This is a genomic window from Xanthobacter albus (genome assembly GCF_043194895.2).
Lineage (GTDB): Bacteria > Pseudomonadota > Alphaproteobacteria > Rhizobiales > Xanthobacteraceae > Xanthobacter.
Map to the genome: position 1 here is coordinate 1320049 of NZ_CM195532.1, position 17115 is coordinate 1337163.

The 17115-nt window shown below is 70.7% G+C and carries 12 protein-coding genes and 1 pseudogene; 2 read left to right on the forward strand and 11 right to left on the reverse strand.

Annotated elements, in window-relative coordinates:
- Positions 1–167: 167 nt before the first annotated feature.
- From V5F75_RS05955 to V5F75_RS05965, 3 genes are all read right to left on the reverse strand, one after another.
- A complete protein-coding gene (locus V5F75_RS05955) occupies positions 168–2141 on the reverse strand; it encodes a MacB family efflux pump subunit (protein WP_394033542.1) in 1974 nt (657 codons plus the stop codon).
- 10 nt (positions 2142–2151) lie between these two features.
- Positions 2152–3393, reverse strand: coding sequence for an efflux RND transporter periplasmic adaptor subunit (locus tag V5F75_RS05960; protein WP_394033543.1), 1242 nt, complete (start codon positions 3391–3393; stop codon positions 2152–2154).
- Positions 3394–3474: 81 nt separating this feature from the next.
- The gene (locus tag V5F75_RS05965) at positions 3475–4956 is read right to left on the reverse strand and encodes an efflux transporter outer membrane subunit (RefSeq protein WP_394033544.1); all 1482 of its coding nucleotides are present in this window, start codon (positions 4954–4956) and stop codon (positions 3475–3477) included.
- Positions 4957–5232: 276 nt separating this feature from the next.
- Here V5F75_RS05965 and V5F75_RS05970 point away from each other — a divergent pair, with 276 nt between their 5' ends.
- Entirely contained in the window at positions 5233–5916 is a 684-nt protein-coding gene (locus V5F75_RS05970) for a TetR/AcrR family transcriptional regulator (protein ID WP_394033545.1), read from the forward strand.
- Between the two features lie 414 nt (positions 5917–6330).
- On the opposite strand, the pseudogene murD reads toward V5F75_RS05970, so the two are convergent.
- Positions 6331–7716: pseudogene (gene murD / locus V5F75_RS05975) on the reverse strand (UDP-N-acetylmuramoyl-L-alanine--D-glutamate ligase); the annotation flags it as partial.
- A gap of 204 nt (positions 7717–7920) precedes the next feature.
- Between murD and V5F75_RS05980 the strand changes: the two are divergent.
- Positions 7921–8139, forward strand: coding sequence for a YgaP family membrane protein (locus V5F75_RS05980; RefSeq protein ID WP_394033546.1), 219 nt, complete (start codon positions 7921–7923; stop codon positions 8137–8139).
- Positions 8140–8206: 67 nt separating this feature from the next.
- Here the strand turns inward: V5F75_RS05980 and mraY are convergent, their stop codons facing one another.
- From mraY to V5F75_RS06015, 7 genes are all read right to left on the reverse strand, one after another.
- Positions 8207–9292 (reverse strand): phospho-N-acetylmuramoyl-pentapeptide-transferase, encoded by a 1086-nt coding sequence (gene mraY, locus V5F75_RS05985; protein WP_394033547.1) that lies wholly within the window; start codon positions 9290–9292, stop codon positions 8207–8209.
- Positions 9293–9488: 196 nt separating this feature from the next.
- Complete coding sequence (locus tag V5F75_RS05990; RefSeq protein WP_394033548.1) at positions 9489–10922, reverse strand: UDP-N-acetylmuramoylalanyl-D-glutamyl-2,6-diaminopimelate--D-alanyl-D-alanine ligase; 1434 nt, start codon at positions 10920–10922, stop codon at positions 9489–9491.
- Positions 10919–12400 carry a UDP-N-acetylmuramoyl-L-alanyl-D-glutamate--2,6-diaminopimelate ligase gene (locus V5F75_RS05995; protein ID WP_394033549.1) on the reverse strand — a complete coding sequence of 494 codons (1482 nt, stop codon included), beginning with the start codon at positions 12398–12400 and terminating at the stop codon, positions 10919–10921. Before V5F75_RS05995 ends, V5F75_RS05990 begins: the two co-directional genes overlap by 4 nt.
- A gap of 170 nt (positions 12401–12570) precedes the next feature.
- Entirely contained in the window at positions 12571–14589 is a 2019-nt protein-coding gene (locus V5F75_RS06000; RefSeq protein WP_394033550.1) for a peptidoglycan D,D-transpeptidase FtsI family protein, read from the reverse strand.
- 10 nt (positions 14590–14599) lie between these two features.
- On the reverse strand, positions 14600–15232 hold the full coding sequence (gene ftsL, locus V5F75_RS06005) for a cell division protein FtsL (RefSeq protein WP_394033551.1): 633 nt from the start codon (positions 15230–15232) through the stop codon (positions 14600–14602).
- Positions 15233–15236: 4 nt separating this feature from the next.
- Positions 15237–16274: a 16S rRNA (cytosine(1402)-N(4))-methyltransferase RsmH gene (rsmH, locus tag V5F75_RS06010; protein WP_394033552.1), complete on the reverse strand. Its 1038-nt coding sequence runs from the start codon at positions 16272–16274 to the stop codon at positions 15237–15239.
- Positions 16271–16744: a division/cell wall cluster transcriptional repressor MraZ gene (locus V5F75_RS06015; protein WP_394033553.1), complete on the reverse strand. Its 474-nt coding sequence runs from the start codon at positions 16742–16744 to the stop codon at positions 16271–16273. Before V5F75_RS06015 ends, rsmH begins: the two co-directional genes overlap by 4 nt.
- Between the last annotated feature and the right edge of the window lie 371 nt (positions 16745–17115).

Here is a 17115-nt window from a genome sequence, read left to right on the forward strand (position 1 = left end):
GCAGGCACATCATGTGCGCGCGGCGCCGGAAGAAGGCGGGGACCTCATGTCCGCGCAGAGCAGGGCAGGCTTCAGCCTGACGATGGGGAACACTATCACGCCGCCCTCTAATCGACCAGGGGTTGCGCGCGCAAAGGTTGTGGTGCGCGCGGTCGGGCGGGGGCGCCTCAATCCCGCGAGAGGGCTTCCACCGGGTCGAGCTTGGAGGCGTTGCGCGCCGGCAGGTAGCCGAAGATGCCGCCGATGAGGCTGGAGGAGACGAACGCCACCACGATGGACGCCGTCGAATAGACCAGCGTGAAGTTCGACCCCAGTTGCGCGAACAGCACCCCGAAGCCGAGCGCCATGCCGATGCCCAGCACTCCGCCGATGAGGCACACCAGCACCGCCTCGATGAGGAATTGCTGGAGGATGTCGGAGCGCCGCGCCCCCACCGCCATGCGCACGCCGATCTCCGCCACCCGCTCCGACACCGACACCAGCATGATGTTCATCACACCCACGCCCCCCACCAGCAGGGAGATGAGCGCGATGCCGGCGATGAGCAGGGTCAGCGTCTCGGTGGTGGAGGTGATGGTCTTGCGGATGTCGTCGGTGTTGAGGATGAAGAAGTCCTGGGTGCCGTGGCGGCGGGTGAGAAGGTCCGTCACCGCGGTCTCGGCCAACTCGGTGTCGGTGTCGTCGCTCACCTTCACGGTGATGGAGCGCAGCGCGGTGGTGCCGAGAATGCGTGCCTGCACGGTGGTGTAGGGCAGATACACCGAGAGGTTCTGGCTGGAGCCGAATCCGCCCTGCTGCGGCTCGGTTACGCCCAGCACCCGGCACGGCACGTCACCCACCAGGATCACCTGGCCTACCGGGTCGCCCGCGAAATCCGAGAACAGGGTCCTGCGGGTGTTCTCGTCGATCACCACGTCCTGCGCATAGGCGCGCACGGCGTCCTCGTCGAAGAAGGCGCCCTGGGCGAGCTTGCTGCCGCGCGCCGCGAAATACTGCGCGCCCACCCCGTTCACCAGCGCGCTCGCCTCCGTGGGCCCGAAGCGCACGGTCTTGGAGGTGGAGACGGTGGGCGTCACCGCGGCCACGTAGGGTTCCTCCTCCAGCGCCCTGGCGTCCGCCACCACGAGGGTGGTGATCTTGCCGGATCGCACGTCGCCGAAGGTCTTTCCGGGGAACACCTCCAGTGTGTTCGTACCGAGGGAGGAGATGTTGGCGAGCACCTTGCGCCGCGAGCCCTCGCCCAGCGCCACCACGCACACCACCGAGGCGATGCCGATGATGATGCCCAGCATGGTGAGGAAGGTGCGCAGCCGGTGCGCGTTCATGGCCAGCAGCGCCATGCGGAAGGCTTCCTGGAAGCGCATGGCCAGCGCCTGCCAGGAGCGGGACGAGGCGGCGGCGACGGCCTCGCGCTCGGCGGGGTCGGGCGGCGCGGCGGGCGCGTGGCGGGCCTTGTCGGTGCGCCGGTCGGAGACGATGGCGCCGTCGGAGAATTCGATGATGCGCTCGGCGCGCGCGGCCACGTTCATGTCGTGGGTGACGATGACGATGGTCTTCCCCTCGGCGTGCAGCTCGTCGAGGATGCGCAGCACCTCCTCCCCGGAGGCCTTGTCGAGGGCGCCGGTGGGCTCGTCGGCGAGGATCAGCTTGGCCCCGTTCATCAGCGCACGGGCGATGGAGACGCGCTGCTGCTGGCCGCCGGAAAGCTGACCCGGCCGGTGGCCGGTGCGATCGCCCATGCCGAGCCGCCCCAGCAGCTCCAGCGCGCGGGCACGGCGGGCGGAGGCGTGCCAGCCGGCGTAGATGGCGGGGATCTCCACATTGCCGAGGGCGGTGAGCTCTCCCAGCAGGTGGTAGCGCTGGAAGATGAAGCCGAAGTGCTCGCGCCTGAGCGCGGCGAGGTCGTCCGGGCCGAGGTCCGCCGTCTCGCGCCCGGCGATGCGGTAGCTGCCGGAGGTGGGCCGCGAGAGGCAGCCCAGGATGTTCATGAGCGTGGACTTGCCGGAGCCGGAGGCGCCGACGATGGCCACCATCTCCCCTTCCTCGATGGTGAGGTCGATGTCCTTGAGGACGGTGAGCACGCCTTCGCCCGCCGGATATTCCCGGCGAAGCCTGCTCAGTTCGATCAGCGGCGCGCCCATGGCTGCGTCCTCACAGGCCCATGGGCGGGGGCGGCATGCGCCGGGCCGCGCTCGGCGACGCCGCGCCGGGGGCGAGCTGGCCGGTCACCACCTTCTCTCCCTCCTTGAGCCCGCTTTTCACTTCCGCGCGGTTCTTGTTGTTGAGCCCGATCTCCACCGGGCGGGTGGAAACCTCTCCGTCCTCCCCGAGCACGCGCACGGTGTAGCTGCCGTCGCGCTGGCGCGCGCCGAGGGCGGCGGCGGGGATGGTCAGCGCATCCTTGGCCTGGCCGAGGATGATGTGCACTTCCGCCGTCATGTAGGTCCGAAGGCGGCCCTCCGGGTTCGGCACGTAGAAGATGCCGTTGTAATAGATGGCCGAGGATGAGGTGGACGAAGAGGAACTGGACTTGCTGGTGCTGGAGGAGGAGGTGGAGACCGCGCTGTCGCTTGTGATGGATTCAGGCGCCGGCTCGATGAATTCGAGCGTCGCCTCGTAGCGCCGGTCCGGCTCGCCGATGATGTTGAAGTAGAGCTTCTGCCCGGCCTTCACGTTCACCACGTCCGCCTCCGAGATCTCGGCGCGCACCATCATGGTCTCGAGGTCGCCGAGGATGATGATGGTGGGCGCGGTCTGGGCGGCGTTCACCGTCTGGCCTTCCTGGCTGACGATGTAGAGCACGGTGCCGTCCATGGGGGCGGTGATGCGGGTGTAGCCGAGGTTCACGCGGGCGGTGTCCACCGCCACCTCGGCCTCCGCGATCTGCGCGGCGAGGGCGGCGATCTGGGCGCGGGTGGTGGCGACCTCGGCCTGCGCGCTCTCGAAATCGGCCTGGGAGACGGCGGTCTGGAGCACCAGTTTCTTCTGGCGGGCGAGGGTCTGCTCGGCGAGCACGAGGCTCGCCTCCTTCTCCTGCTTCTGGGCCTTGGCGGCGGCGAGCGCGGCCTCGGCGGTGCGCAGGGCATTCTGCTGGGGCACGGAATCGATCTCCGCCACCGGGTCGCCCTGGTGGACCCGGTCGCCGAGCCGCACCTTCACGGCGGTGATGCGGCCCGAAACCTGGGCGCCCACCGCCACCAGCTTCGCCGGCTTGAGGGTGCCGGTGGCGAGCACTGTCCTCTCGATGGTGCCGCGGGTGACGGGGGCGGTCATCATGCGCACCGGCTCGGGCGCGAGCATCTGGTTCTTCAGCACCAGAAGGCCGACCAGAGCCGCGATGACCAGCGCGCCGATGACGATGACCCGGCGCGTGCCGGAGCGGGGGGCGCTCAACGGGACCTCCCGGCAGGGCGGGGAGCGGAAGGGGCGGTGACATGGGCCGCGCGCGGCGTCAGAAGGTGAGGCACGGGCATCTCATGGTTGCAGCTTGGCGAAGTGCGGGCCGGTGTTCACGTCCACCACGGCGGGGGTCGTCACGTCCATGGCGCCGTCCCAGCCGCCGCCGAGGGCCTTGTTGAGGGCGATGTAGTCAGTGGCGATGGTCGCCTGGCTCACCAGCAGCGAGTCTTCCGCCGAATAGAGCGAGCGCTCGGCGTCCAGCACCTCCAGGAAGCTGGTGGAGCCGTTCTGGTAGAGCGCGCGGGCAAGGCGCGTGGCGTCGCGATAGGCGGCGGCGGACTGGGAGAGCTTGCCGGCCTTGGCGCGCTCCTGGTTCAGGGCCACGGCGGCGTTCTCCACATCCTCCAGGGCGGTGAGGATGGAGGCGTGGTAGGCGAGGAAGTTCTGGTCGCGCTGCGCCTCCGCCACTTCCACGGCCGCCTTGAGCTGGCCGCCGGTGAAGACCGGCACGCTCAGCGTGGGCCCGTAGCTCCAGCTGATGGTGGAGCCGCGCACGAGGTCGCCCACCTTGGTGCCCAGCGTGTTGATGTTGCCGGTGAGGCTGACGGCGGGGTAGCGGGCCGCCTCGGCCTGGCCGATGAGGGCGGTGGACTGGGCGAGGGTACGCTCGGCTTGGCGCACGTCCGGCCGGTTGCGCAGCACGTCCGCCGGCACGCCCTTGGTGACGGACGCGCGCGGGCTGGGGATGGGACCGCCGCGATTGATCCGCGCCGCGAGGGCGGAGGGCGGCTGGCCGGTGAGCACGCCGAGCCGATGGATGGACTGGGCGAGCTGCGCCTTCAGCTCCGGAATGTTGGCTTCGGTGGAGGCTGCGAGGCCCGTGGCGTTGGCGACGTCCACCGCCGAGACGGCGCCCGCCTCCAGCTTGGTGCGGGTGAGGGCGGCGGTCTCGCGCTGGGAGGCGGCGGTGCGCTCGGCGAGCGCGATGCGCGCCTGATAGCCGCGCGCCGCCACGTAGTTGGAGGCGACGTCTCCCACCAGGGTGAGCAGGGTGGCGCGCAGGTCGTCCTCGGCCGCCTGGGCGGCGTAGCCGGCGGCTTCCACGCCACGCCGGTTGCCGCCGAACAGGTCCAGCTCCCAGGAGGCGTCGAAGCCGGCCTGGAACTGGGTGTAGCGCCCGCCCACCGTCACCGTGCCGTCGTTGCCCACCCGCGAGCCGTTCTGCCCGCGCGTGGCGGCGGCGGAGAAATCGGCCTGGGGGAACAGGCCGCCCACCTGCTCGCGGTAGGTGGCGCGCGCCTCGCGGATCTTCGCCTTGGCGGAGGCGACATCGAGATTGCCGGCGACGGCGGTGTCGATCAGCGCGTTGAGGGTCGGGTCCTTCAGGCGCTCCCACCAATGGGCGAGGGCGGGCGGCGCCGGCTCCTTGCCCCTGGGCTGCTGGTCTCCCCAGCGGGCGGGCAGGTCGAAGGCGGGGGTGGCGTAGTCCGGGCCGACGGCGCAGGCGGCGAGCAGCGCCGCGAGGGCAAGCCCGCCGATGGCGCGGACTGCGGCCACGGCTTGGCGGGTCCGCGCGGAGAGAGGCGGGACAGGATGCAGGTGCACGGAGCGGCTCACGCGGTTCTCACCCCCGTGGGGGCACGACGCGCCGGTGCCCGCGGGAAGCCGGCGGCTCCGGGCAGCGCTGACGTTTCGGCAGATGTTTCGACCAAAGCCTCCGCCCTCAGGCCGTGACCACAGGAGGCAGGGAAAACGCACTGGAAACCCTGTTTAGGAAACTTTAAGTTACCCATATTGTCGGCAGGTGCCGCTGTCAATGAGAGGGGGAGGTGAATGCGTCGCGCCGGTCCTGTCAAGGCGCAGGATGCCGTTCAGAACGGTTCCACGGTGCCGGCGGCCCGGCGGGGTCCGGGGCGGCCGAAGACGAGTCCCGACGCAGCGCAGCGCGACGTCATCGTGGCAGGGGCCTACCGTCTGTTCGTCCAGTCCGGTTACGGTGGTACCACCATGGACGCTGTGGCGGCCGAATGCCGCATGTCGAAGCGCACGCTCTACCGTCTCTTCCCCGGCAAGGCCGACCTGTTCGAGGCGGTGGTGGATGCCCACCGGCAAAGCATGCTGGCGCTGCCGGGGGATTATGGCCACCTGCCGCTGGAGCAGGCGCTCGAAGCCATCTTCCGCCTGGATATCACGCCCGAGGAGGATCGCGCCCGCCACGCTCTGCTGCGCCTGGTGCTGGTGGAGGGGCCGTATTTTCCCGAGCTTCGGGAGATCCTGGAGCGCATGGGCGCCGACCGTTCCCGCGCCGAGCTTGCCGCGTGGCTGACGGCCGAGGAGGCCGCCGGGCGCCTTGTGCTGGACGACGCGTCGGCGACCGCGCGCATCCTCATGGACATGGTGTTCAGCGCCGCGCCCAAGGTTGAGGGGACGGCCGAATGGCCGCCGCCCGAGGCGCGGCGGGCCCATGTCCGCCGCTGCGTCCGGCTGTTCCTGAACGGGGCCCTGCCGCGCGGCTGAGGCCGCCGCCCGGCGCGGGCGGGACCTCGATGCCCGCGGGCTTTCCGCTTGGGCCGTTCCTGTGGGCCTTTGGCCACGCCCCCGCGGCATTTGAGCGAAGCCCGCTCGCGCGGGCCATCCACTGTGCGCACAACGCTTGGCGCCGGTCAGAGACCGGTGCCGAAAGCGTCAGCGGCTGCCCGACGGCTCCTTGCCCGGAGCGCCGGGGTGGCTTTTTCCTTGGTGGCCGGCGCTGCCGTGCCCCATTCCGGGATGTCCGCCACCGGGATGTCCCATTCCCCCATGCCCCATTCCGGGATGTCCCATGCCCGGATGTCCCATGCCTTTCGGCATGGCGTGGGGCGGCATTCCGGGATGGCCGGAGCGCGGGGGCTCCACCTGCGCCGCCGGCGGCGTTGCGCGCGGGCGCATCTCCACGCCGGGAAGGGCCTTCACGAGGTCGCAGAAGGCATCGCCCCGCACCTCGAAATTGGGGAACTGGTCGAAGCTGGCGCAGGCGGGGGAGAGCAGCACCACCGGGTGCCCGAGGCCGGAGGCCTCCGCGTCCCGCGCGGCGGCGGCTACCGCCTTGTCGAGGGTGCCGGTGATCTCGTGCGCGACCGCGCTGCCGAGGGTCTGCGCGAACGCCTCGGCCGCCTCGCCGATGAGATAGGCCTTGGCGATGCGGCCGAACAGGGGCGCGAGGGGGGCGATGCCGCCCGCCTTGGGCTTGCCGCCGGCGATCCAGAAGATGTTCTCGAAGCTCACCAGCGCGCGCTCGGCGGCGTCGGCATTGGTGGCCTTGCTGTCGTTCACGAACAGGACGCCGCCCTTCTCGCCCACCTGCTCCATGCGGTGGGCGAGGCCGGGAAAGCGGGCCATGGCGACGGCGATGATCTCCGGCGCCACGCCCACCGCGCGGGCGGCGGCATAGGCGGCGGCGGCATTCTGAGCATTATGCACGCCGCGCAGCGCGCCGATGCCGCCGAGGTTGAGGCGGAAGCGCTCGGCCCCGCCCTCGGACACCACCAGCGTCTCGCCCTCGCGCCAGATGCCGTCGGCGAGGGGCCGGCGCATGGAGAGGCGCACCACGTTCTTGCCGGCGCGCTCGGCGCGGTCCGCCATGGCGGCGGAGAAGTCGTCGTCCACGCCGACGACGGCGGTGCCGCCGCCCTCGACACCGGTGATGAGGCGCTCCTTCACCGCCGCGTAATTCTCGATGGTGCCGTGGCGGTCGAGGTGGTCGGGCGTGATGTTGAGCATCACCGCCACCGAGGGGTCGAGGGAGGGGGCAAGGTCGATCTGGTAGGAGGAGCACTCCACCACGTGCACCCGCCCTGTTTTCGGCGGCGAGAGGGAGAGGATGGCGGTGCCGATGTTGCCGCCCATCTGCACGTCGCGCCCGGCGACCCGCAGGATGTGGGTGATGAGGGCGGTGGTGGTGGACTTGCCGTTGGTGCCGGTGATGGCGATGAGGGGCGAGCGCCGCGCGGTGGCCTGCCGCTCGCGGCAGAACAGCTCGATGTCGCCGATCACCTCGACGCCGGCCGCGCGCGCGAGGTCCACGGACCAGTGGGGCCGGGGGTGGGTGAGCGGCACGCCGGGGGCGAGGACGAGGGCGTCCACGATCGTCCAGTCGATGTCGTGGAGATCCTGCACGGTGATCCCGGCCTCGCCGGCCTTGCGGCGGGAGGGTTCCGCGTCATCGTAGGCGATCACGCGGGCGCCGCCCGCCTGGAGCGCCTGCGCGGTGGCGAGCCCGGAACCGCCGAGCCCGAAAAGGGCGACGGTGCGGTCCTTGAAGACGGTGACGGGAGTCATGGCTGGCAAAGTCTCGATCTGGCGCAATCAGGAGCCGGCTGGCCGGTGTCCCGCCCCGGTCTAATCTCCCCGCGCCCGTGAGGGAAGCGCTTCCGCGCGGCGGGCGGCCCTGCGCCCGCGACAGAGTGACCTTCGGTAAAACAGGCGTTGACTTCCTGTTACATTAAAAACATTGAATGTAATATCGTGGATCAGGAGGCTCGAATGACGCCGAATGTGGGTGGGATCGACCGCGTGCTGCGGTTCGTCGTGGGAATCGTTCTGCTGCTGGTGCCGTTCGCCGGCGGCGCCGTGCCGGCCCTGGCGGGGCTCGGCGACTGGGCGTGGCTGGTGGGGGCGGTGGGCCTGGTGATGCTGCTCACCGCCGTCTTCCGTTTCTGCCCGGCCTATGTGCCGCTCGGCATCAGGACCTGCGACAAGTAGCGGGTCGACCGGAAGAAAAAAGGCCCGGCGGAGCATCTCCGCCGGGCCTTTCGCGTCCTGCGCGCGTTCAGCGCAGCTTCAGGGTGGCGAGGCCGAGCAGGGCCAGCACCACGGCGATGATCCAGAAGCGGATGACCACCTGCGGCTCGGTCCAGCCGAGCTGCTCGAAATGATGGTGGATGGGCGCCATCTTGAAGACGCGCTTGCCGGTGAGCTTGAACGACGCCACCTGCACGATCACCGAGACCGCCTCCAGCACGAACAGGCCGCCCACCACCGCGAGCACGATCTCGTGCTTGGTGGCCACCGCCACGGTGCCGAGCAGGCCGCCCAGGGCCAGCGAGCCGGTGTCGCCCATGAACACCTGGGCCGGGGGAGCGTTGAACCACAGGAAGCCCAGGCCCGCGCCCATGAGCGCCCCGCACACCACCGCCAGCTCGCCCACGCCCGCCACGTAGTGGATCTGCAGGTAGTCCGAGAACACCACGTTGCCCGAGAGGTAGGCGATGAAGCCGAAGGTGCCGGCGGCGATCATCACCGGCACGATGGCGAGGCCGTCGAGCCCGTCGGTGAGGTTCACCGCATTGCCGGCCGCCACGATGACGAAGCCGCCGAAGATGACGAAGAACACGCCCAGGTCCAGCAGCAGGTCCTTGAAGAAGGGGAAGGAGACCGAGGTGGCGAGCCCGCTCTTGCCCACGTTCATGATGATGATGACCGCGAGGCCCGCGATGATCGCCTCGATGGCGAGGCGCGCCTTGCCGGAGAGGCCGTTGTGGGTCTGCTTCGTGACCTTCAGGTAGTCGTCGTAGAAGCCGATGGAGCCGAAGCCCAGGGTGACGAGAAGCACCACCCACACATAGGGGTTTGCGAGGTTCGACCACAGCAGGGTCGCCACCACGATGCCGGCCAGGATCATGAGCCCGCCCATGGTGGGCGTGCCCTTCTTGGTGAGCAGGTGGGATTGCGGCCCGTCGGTGCGGATGGGCTGGCCCTTGCCCTGCTTCAGCCGCAGGGTGGAGATCATGGACGGGCCGAACAGGAACACGAACAGGAGCGCCGTCACCACTGCCCCGCCGGTGCGGAAGGTGATGTAGCGGAACACGTTGACGGCCGGAAGCGACTGGTGGAGTTCGGCGAGCCACTGGAGCATGGGTCATCCTCGGAGCATTTCCGGCGTCGCGGACCTCGGCTCGCGTGGGGAAATGCGTGAGATCGGGAAGCGGAAGGCGGGCGGTGCGGACGCGCGATGGCGTTTTCGAGCGAAGTGGAAGCCGGTTCGCGTGAAGAAAACGCGTCGACCTGAAAATCTAGAGCATTTCCCCGATTCCATGAACCGGGGAAATGCTCTAGGCCAGCGCGTCCTCGGTGGAGCGGAAGCGTTCGGAAAGGCTCTTCACCAGCGGGCCCATGCGGCTGCCGTTGGAGCCCTTCACCATGAGCGTGTCACCGGCGCGGATGGCGGCGGCCACCATGGGTTCCAGGTGGGTGGCGTGCTGGGCGTAGCCGCCGCGCCGCTCGGAGGGCAGGGCGGTCCACAAAGCATGCATCAGCGGCCCGCAGCAGAACACGAGGTCGATGCGGGCCTCCTTCAGCGCCTCGGCGAGGCCGGCGTGCATGGCGGGGGCGTCCTCGCCCAGCTCCAGCATGTCGCCGAGCACGGCGATGCGCCGTCCGCGCGGGCCCACCGGGGTGCGGCTCAGCACGTCGATGGCGGCGCGCATGGAGGCGGGGTTGGCGTTGTAGCTCTCGTCGATGAGGGTGGCCGCGCCGCCCTTCACCGCGAGCGGGACGGGCACGCCCCGCCCCGGCGGCGGCCTGAGCCCGCCGAGCGCGATGGCCGCGAGCGCGAGATCGGCGCCGAGCAGTTTCGCCGCCGCCAGCACCGCGAGCATGTTCTGCACGATGTGGCGGCCGGGCACGGGCACCTTGAGGGTGACGCGGGTGCCCATCACGTCCACCACCATCACCGAGCAGGCCGGCTGGAGCGACACGGTTTCGAGGCGCACGTCGGCGCCGTCCGCCTCGCCGAAGGTGACGATGCGGGAGACGCCCCTGGCCTCGGCGGTCGCCTTCAGGCGCGCGAACAGGGGATTGTCGAGATTGAGCACGGCGGTGCCGCCGGCCTCCAGCCCGTCGAAGATCTCCGCCTTGGCGTCGGCGATCTCCTCGATGCCGGAGAACTGGGCGATGTGCACGGGCTCCACCGTGGTGATGATGGCCACCTGCGGGCGCACCAGCTTCACCAGCGGTGAAATCTCGCCGGGGTGATTCATGCCGATCTCGAACACGCCGTAGCGCGCCTCCCGCGGCAGGCGGGCGAGGGAAAGGGGCACGCCCCAGTGGTTGTTGTAGGAGGCGGCTGAGGCGTGGGTCTCGCCATCGGCGCCGAGGGCGAGGCGCAGGGCCTCCTTGGTGGTGGTCTTACCCACCGATCCCGTCACCGCGACGATGCCGGCGCCCGAACGCGCGCGCGCCGCGCGGGCAAGGGCGGCGAGGGCGGCAAGCACGTCGTCCACCAGCAGCAGGGGCGCGTCGGAGGTGAAGCGCCCGGCGTTCTCCCGCGCCACCACGGCCAGGGCCGCGCCGGCCGCCAGCGCCTTCTCCACATGGTCGTGGCCGTCGGAATTCTCGCCGGCGATGGCGAAGAAGGCGTCGCCGGGGGCGAGGGTGCGGCTGTCGATGGAGATGCCGCTCACGTCCGCCACCGGGCCGCGCGCTGTGGCGGCCATGGCGTCGACCATCTCGTCGAGGCGATAGAGGCGTCGCGCGCCGGTGCTCATGCTCCAACCTCCGCGAGGGCAGCGAGGACTTCCGCCGCATCCGAGAACGGATGGGTGCGGTCGCCGATGATCTGGCCGGTTTCGTGGCCCTTGCCCGCCACCACCAGCGCGTCCCCCGGCTGCATCAGCGCCACGGCGGCGCGGATCGCCTCGCGCCGGTCCGCGATCTCCCGCGCGCCGGGCGCCGCGGTGAGGATCTCGGCGCGGATGGCGGCGGGAGCCTCGCTGCGGGGGTTGTCGTCGGTGACGATGACGAGGTCCGCCTTCTCGGACGCGATTGCGCCCATGATGGGGCGCTTGCCCCGGTCGCGGTCGCCGCCGCAGCCGAACACCACCATGAGGCGGCCCTTCACCGCCCCGCGCAGGGTGTCGAGCACGGCCGCCAGGGCCTCGGGCTTGTGGGCATAGTCCACGAACACGGGACGCAGGGGGTCGTCGCCCACGCGTTCCAGCCGGCCCGGCACGCCCTTCAGGTGGGCGAGGGCGGCGAGCGCCTCCTCGCGGTCGGCGCCGCAGGCCATGGCGAGGCCCGCCGCCACCAGGGCATTGTCGGCCTGGAAGCGGCCCGCCAGCGGCAGCGCGATCTCCAGCCCGCCGCCGAAGCGGATGAGCTGCCCGGCGCCGGAGGGCTTCACGTCCAGCACCTCGATGGTGGCGCCGGCGAAATCGTCGCCGAAGGAGAGGGTGTTGAGGCCCCGCGTCTCGGCCCAGGCGAGGGCGGTGGCGGCATGGGGCGCGTCGAGCACGCCGACGGCGGTGGCATCCTGGGGCAGCAGCTCGGTGAACAGGCGCAGCTTGGCCTTGAAGTAGGCCTCCACCGTGGGGTGGTAGTCCAGATGGTCGCGGCCGAGGTTGGTGAAGGCGCCGGCGGTGAGGCGCACGCCGTCGAGCCGGCGCTGGTCCAGCCCGTGGGAGGAGGCTTCCAGCGCCATATGGGTGATGCCCTTGGCCACCAGCCCGTCGAGGATGGCGTGCAGCTCCACCGGATCGGGCGTGGTGAGGCTGCCGTAGGCGGCGCCGCCGGGCGTGACGAGGCCGATGGTGCCGAGATAAGCCGCCTTGTGGCCGAGCTGCTCCCAGATCTGCCGCAGGAAATAGGCCACCGATGTCTTGCCGGCGGTGCCGGTGACGGCCGCGATCACCGCCGGCTGGCGCGGATGGGCGCGTGCCGCGGCCAGCGCCAGCGAGCGCCGCGCGTCGAGCGAGAAGGCGAACGCCACATGGGCGTAAGAAATGCCGGGCGGCGCCGCCGGCAGGGGCGCCACCGGCTCCATGAGCACGGCACTGGCCCCGCGCCCCACCGCGTCGGCGATGAAGTGGGCGCCGTCGGCGTGGGTGCCGGGCACGGCCACGAACAGGAAGCCGGGCCTCACCTTGCGGCTGTCGGCCGTCACCCCCTCGATCCGCAGATCGGCGGCATGGGGGGCGAGAATGTGGGCGTGACCGCCGAGGAGCGATCCGAGGGTGTGCAGGGTCATCGGAGCCTCCTCTCGCGGGTGTTCATGGCATTGCGGTGACCGCCTGTCACCTTTCGTAACGGCGCCGCGGAGAAAGCCGAGGGCCGCGCGGTGGCCCGTTCCGCCGCCGGGAGCGCGTCCGGCTGCGGGCGGGTCCTGTCTGGCCGCCCGGCTCCCGCGGGCGGCGGCGCCTATTGCCGCTCCGCGACCTTCTGCGCCGGGCTGGCGCGCAGCATCTCGTCGGCGGTGGGCAGGGTCTTGCGCGGCGCCACGTTCAGCATGGGGGCGATGCGCTCCACGATCTTGCCGGCGGTGGGCGCCGCGTTCCAGCCCGAGGTGGCGAAGCCGTAGGTCTCGGAGGTGGCCTTCGGCTCGTCCAGCATTACCAGTACCAGATATTGGGGCTTGTCCATGGGGAAGACGGCGGTGAACGACGTCAACAGCTTGTTGTGGGCATACCGGCCGTTCACCACCTTCTCGGCGGTACCGGTCTTGCCGCCGACCATGTAGCCGGTGATGTCGGCCTTCTTGGCGGTGCCCTTCTCCGCATTGAGGCGCATGATGTAGCGCATCTTGTCGGAGGTCTCGTTCTTCAGCACCCGGACCGCCACCTTCTGCGCCTCGTCCTGGCTGCGCTTGATGAAGGTGGGGGGGATCAGGTAGCCGCCGTTCACCATGGAGTTCACCGCCATCACCGCCTGGAGGGGGGCGACCGACAGGCCGTGGCCGAAGGCGATAGTGGCCGAGTTCAGCTCGCCCCAGCGCTTGGGCACGATGGGCTGGGAGCTTTCCGGCAGCTCGGTGCGCAGCCGATCGAGCTGGCCCATCTTGCGCAGGAACGTCTTGTGGGCCTCCACGCCCAGCGCCAGCACCATCTTGGCGGTGCCGATGTTGGACGACACCAGGAAGATCTCCGGCACCGTGAGGATGCGGTTCTCGGCGTGGTAGTCGGAGATCTTGAAGCGGCCGAAGTGCAGCGGCGCGCGGGCGTCGAAGGTGGAGTTGAGGCCGATCTTGCCCGAATCGAGCGCCATGGCGAACGACATGGCCTTGAAGGTGGAGCCCATCTCGTACACGCCGGTGGTGAGGCGGTTGAGGTAGGCGTCGTCGGCCGGGTTACCGGGCACGTTGGGATCGAAGTCGGGCAGCGACACCATGGAGACGATCTCGCCGGTGTTGACGTTGGTCACCACCGCCATGGCGTGGAGGGCCGAGAACTTGTCCTTGGCGCGGATCAGCTCGTCGCGCACCGCGTGCTGCACCCGCATGTCGATGGAGAGCTGCACCGGCTCCTGCTGGCGGTCGGTGGCGAAGCCGGCGAGGTGCAGGTCGGAGAGGCCGCGCCCGTCGATCCACTTCTCCAGGCCCGAGATGCCCTGGTTGTCCACGTTCACGCCGCCGATGACGTGGGACAGGATGGGGCCGTCCGGATAGATGCGGCGGTTCTCGCTGAGGAAGCCGATGCCCGGCAGGCCGAGCCGGTGGATGGCGCGCCGCTGGGCAGGGGTGATCTCCCGCTTCAGCCAGGCGAAGCCCTTGCCGGAATTGAGGCGCTTGCGCGTCTCCTCCACGTCCAGGTCCGGCAGGATCTTCAGCAGGCCCTCCAGCGCCTCGTCGGGATCGAGCAGGCGCTTGGGTTCGGCGAACAGGGAGGGCGACTTCACGTCGATGGCGATGATGTCGCCGTTGCGGTCGATGATGTCGGGGCGCGCGGAGGCCACCGCATCCGTCGCCCGGCCGCGATTGGCGCCGGGATCGGAGGTGAGGGCGAGGTGGGTGAGCTGCGCGGCGATGGCCGCGAACACCAGGCAGAAGACCGTCATCACCAGCTTGATGCGGCCGCGCGCGACCGAATCGGCACTGCCCCGGTCGAGGCCGAACAGGCCGCGCACCGTCTTGCGCCCGCCGCGATAGGCGAGCGCGCCGAGCCCCTGGACCCCACGCACCGTGAGCGCGCCGATCCCCTCGATGCCGCGTTCGAGCACGCGGGCGACGGCGAGGGCGGCGCCCGCCAGGGCGCGGCCGACGAGGATCAGCACGCCGTTGAGCGCGTCGGTGACGGAGGCGTCCGCCGCCGCCGGGCGGGGCGCGCGCGTCTCCGCGTGGGGCATGTCCGTGGCGGGTTCGTCCGCGGGGTGCCGGCCGGCATCGGGCTGGCGGAACTCGGCGGGCGCGGTGCCGGACGTGTGATCGGAAGGGGTGTCGGGCATGGCGACCTCGTCAACGTCCGCTCAGGAAGCCTTTGAAGAACGTAGCCACGGGCGTGTCGCCGTCGGGCTCGGCGGCGGCTGCCGCGGCGGGGGCGGGGCCGGTGGGCGACGGCGGCCGCGGCTTCACGCTGCCCGTGATGAGCGGGCCGGCGGTGGAGGCCACCGGCGTTCCGCCCGGCGCGGGCTTCGGCGCCGGCTTCGGCCGGATGGCGGAGGTGGCGGGAATGCTGGCGGCGCCGGTATTGCCGGTGGCCGCGGGTGCGCCGCCGTTGGGAGTCGGGGTCGAGGCCCGGCCGGTGGAAGAGGTGACGAGCGGGGCATCCTCCAGCGCCTCGATGATGCCGCCGATGCCGTCGCCGCCGTTGCCGGGCTTGGGCGGGAGGTCGTCGAGCGCGGAAATGGACTCCACGTCCAGCCGCTTCAGGTCGAGATGCCGCTCCACCAGACCCTGGATATAGAAAGGCGAGGTGCGTCGCGCCCACTCCGCGCGCATGACGGCGATGGCGTCGCGCTCCTTGCGGATCTGGCTGCGCAGGGTGGCCAGGCGCTCGGCCTCGGCAGTGGAGGCATATTTGAGCTGGTACACCACGACGGCGGTCACCAGAAGCGCGCCGACCATCAAGATGTTGGCGACACGAAACATTCTCTCAGCGTCTCCGCCCATGCCGTTGCGGTGAGGGGGCAGGAAGAAGCCCCATCAGGTCACCGCCCGGATGCGCCGGAGCGAGCGTGCGTTCGGCCGCGCGAAGCTTCGCGGACCTCGCGCGCGGGTTTTCTGCCACTTCGTCGGGGCCGGGCTCCACCACGCCCTTCGCCACAAGGCGGAACGCGGGTTCCGGTCCCTCCTGTTGCGGCAGATGGCGCGACGCGGACGGTGCCTTTACCCTGTTTGCCAGAAAAGTCTTAACGATCCTGTCTTCAAGCGAGTGGAAGGTGACGACCACCAGCCGCCCGCCCGGCTTCAGCGCCCGCTCGGCCGCCTCCAGGGCGGCGACGAGCTCGTTGAGCTCCTCATTCACCGCGATGCGCAGGGCCTGGAAGGTGCGCGTGGCCGGGTGAACTTCCCCCGGCTTGGACCACACCACGCGGGAGATGATCTCCGCGAGCTGCACGGTGCGGGTGATGGGCGCCTCGGCCCGCGCCTTCACGATCGCGCGAGCGATGGCGCGCGACTGGCGCTCCTCCCCCAGCGACCAGATGACATGGGCAAGGCTCGTCTCGTCCAGCTCGGCCACGAGGTCCGCAGCGGAGCGGCCGGCGGCGCCCATGCGCATGTCGAGCGGCCCGTCGCGGCGGAAGGAGAAGCCGCGATCGGCCTCGTCGAGCTGCATGGAGGAGACGCCGATGTCCAGCACCACCCCGTCGAGCGGCGCGAAGCCCTCGCGCGCGGCATATTCATCGAGGTGGGAGAAGCGGCCCTCCACCAGCGTCAGCCGCCCGCCCGAGGCGGCGACCAGGGCCTGCCCGGCGGCGATGGCGGTGGGGTCGCGGTCGATGGCCAGCACGCGGCAGCCGGCCGCGGCGAGAATGGCGCGGGTGTAGCCCCCGGCGCCGAAGGTGCCGTCCACGTAGGTGCCGGCTTCCTTCGGCGCCAGATGCGCGAGAACCTCCCGGAGCATCACCGGAAGATGACGGGCCGGTCCGCCAACGGCGTCGGCGGGGCCGACCCCGTGGCCCGTCGTCATTCCATGGTGCTCCCAGGGTTCCCGGTGCGGGAGCCGATGGCCCGGCGCAGCTCGCGCACCCTTCGGGTGGCCTCCGCGAGATGCGCCTTCAGCCGCTCCGGTTCCCAGATCCGGAACTTGTGCCCCAATCCCACGAAGGCGACCTGATCGGCGATGCCGGCATGGAGCTTGAGCGTTTCAGTCAGCATCACCCGGCCTTCCGGGTCGATGCGCAGGGTTTCGCTGGTGCCGTAGAGGGCGGCGGCCAGCTCCTCCCGCTCCTCGGAATAGGGCGGGTAGCGGTCGATCAGCGCGTCGATCTCGCCGATCAGCCGGTTGCCGCCCGCATCCAGCGCGGGTTCCGCGAGGCTCGGGTGGCAGTAGAGGCCCTCCGCGCCGTCCTTCGCCAGCACCGCGCGATAGGGCGCGGGGATGGAGACCCGCCCCTTGGCGTCGAGACGCATCGTGTAGGTGGACACGAAGCGGTCCATGGCGCCGGGGTGCCTTCCCTCTCACGGGCACCTCGCGGGGAGGACGCGCCCGGCGACGGCGATGGGCCGTCCGACATGTTCTTGGGTAATGATGGGTTAACATGGGAAATCATGGGTCGTCAATGGATCGGCGTGGGCTGAGGCGGGCTTTCGAGGGGCAAAAGCGGCCGTCGCCTGCGCCTGCCGTACCCTGCCGCGGGGCATGCCGTGGCGGCCGCGCGGGCCGCCCCGTGGGCGGCCTCACGCATGGGTCTTCCGGGGGTGCTTTTGGGGGCGTGCGCCTGCGGCGGCGCGAGGGGCATGCTGCCGGCGTGGTCAGGGCATGACGGACCCGCTTTCCGCCATCGGCCCCGACCCTCGGCAGGTGCCCA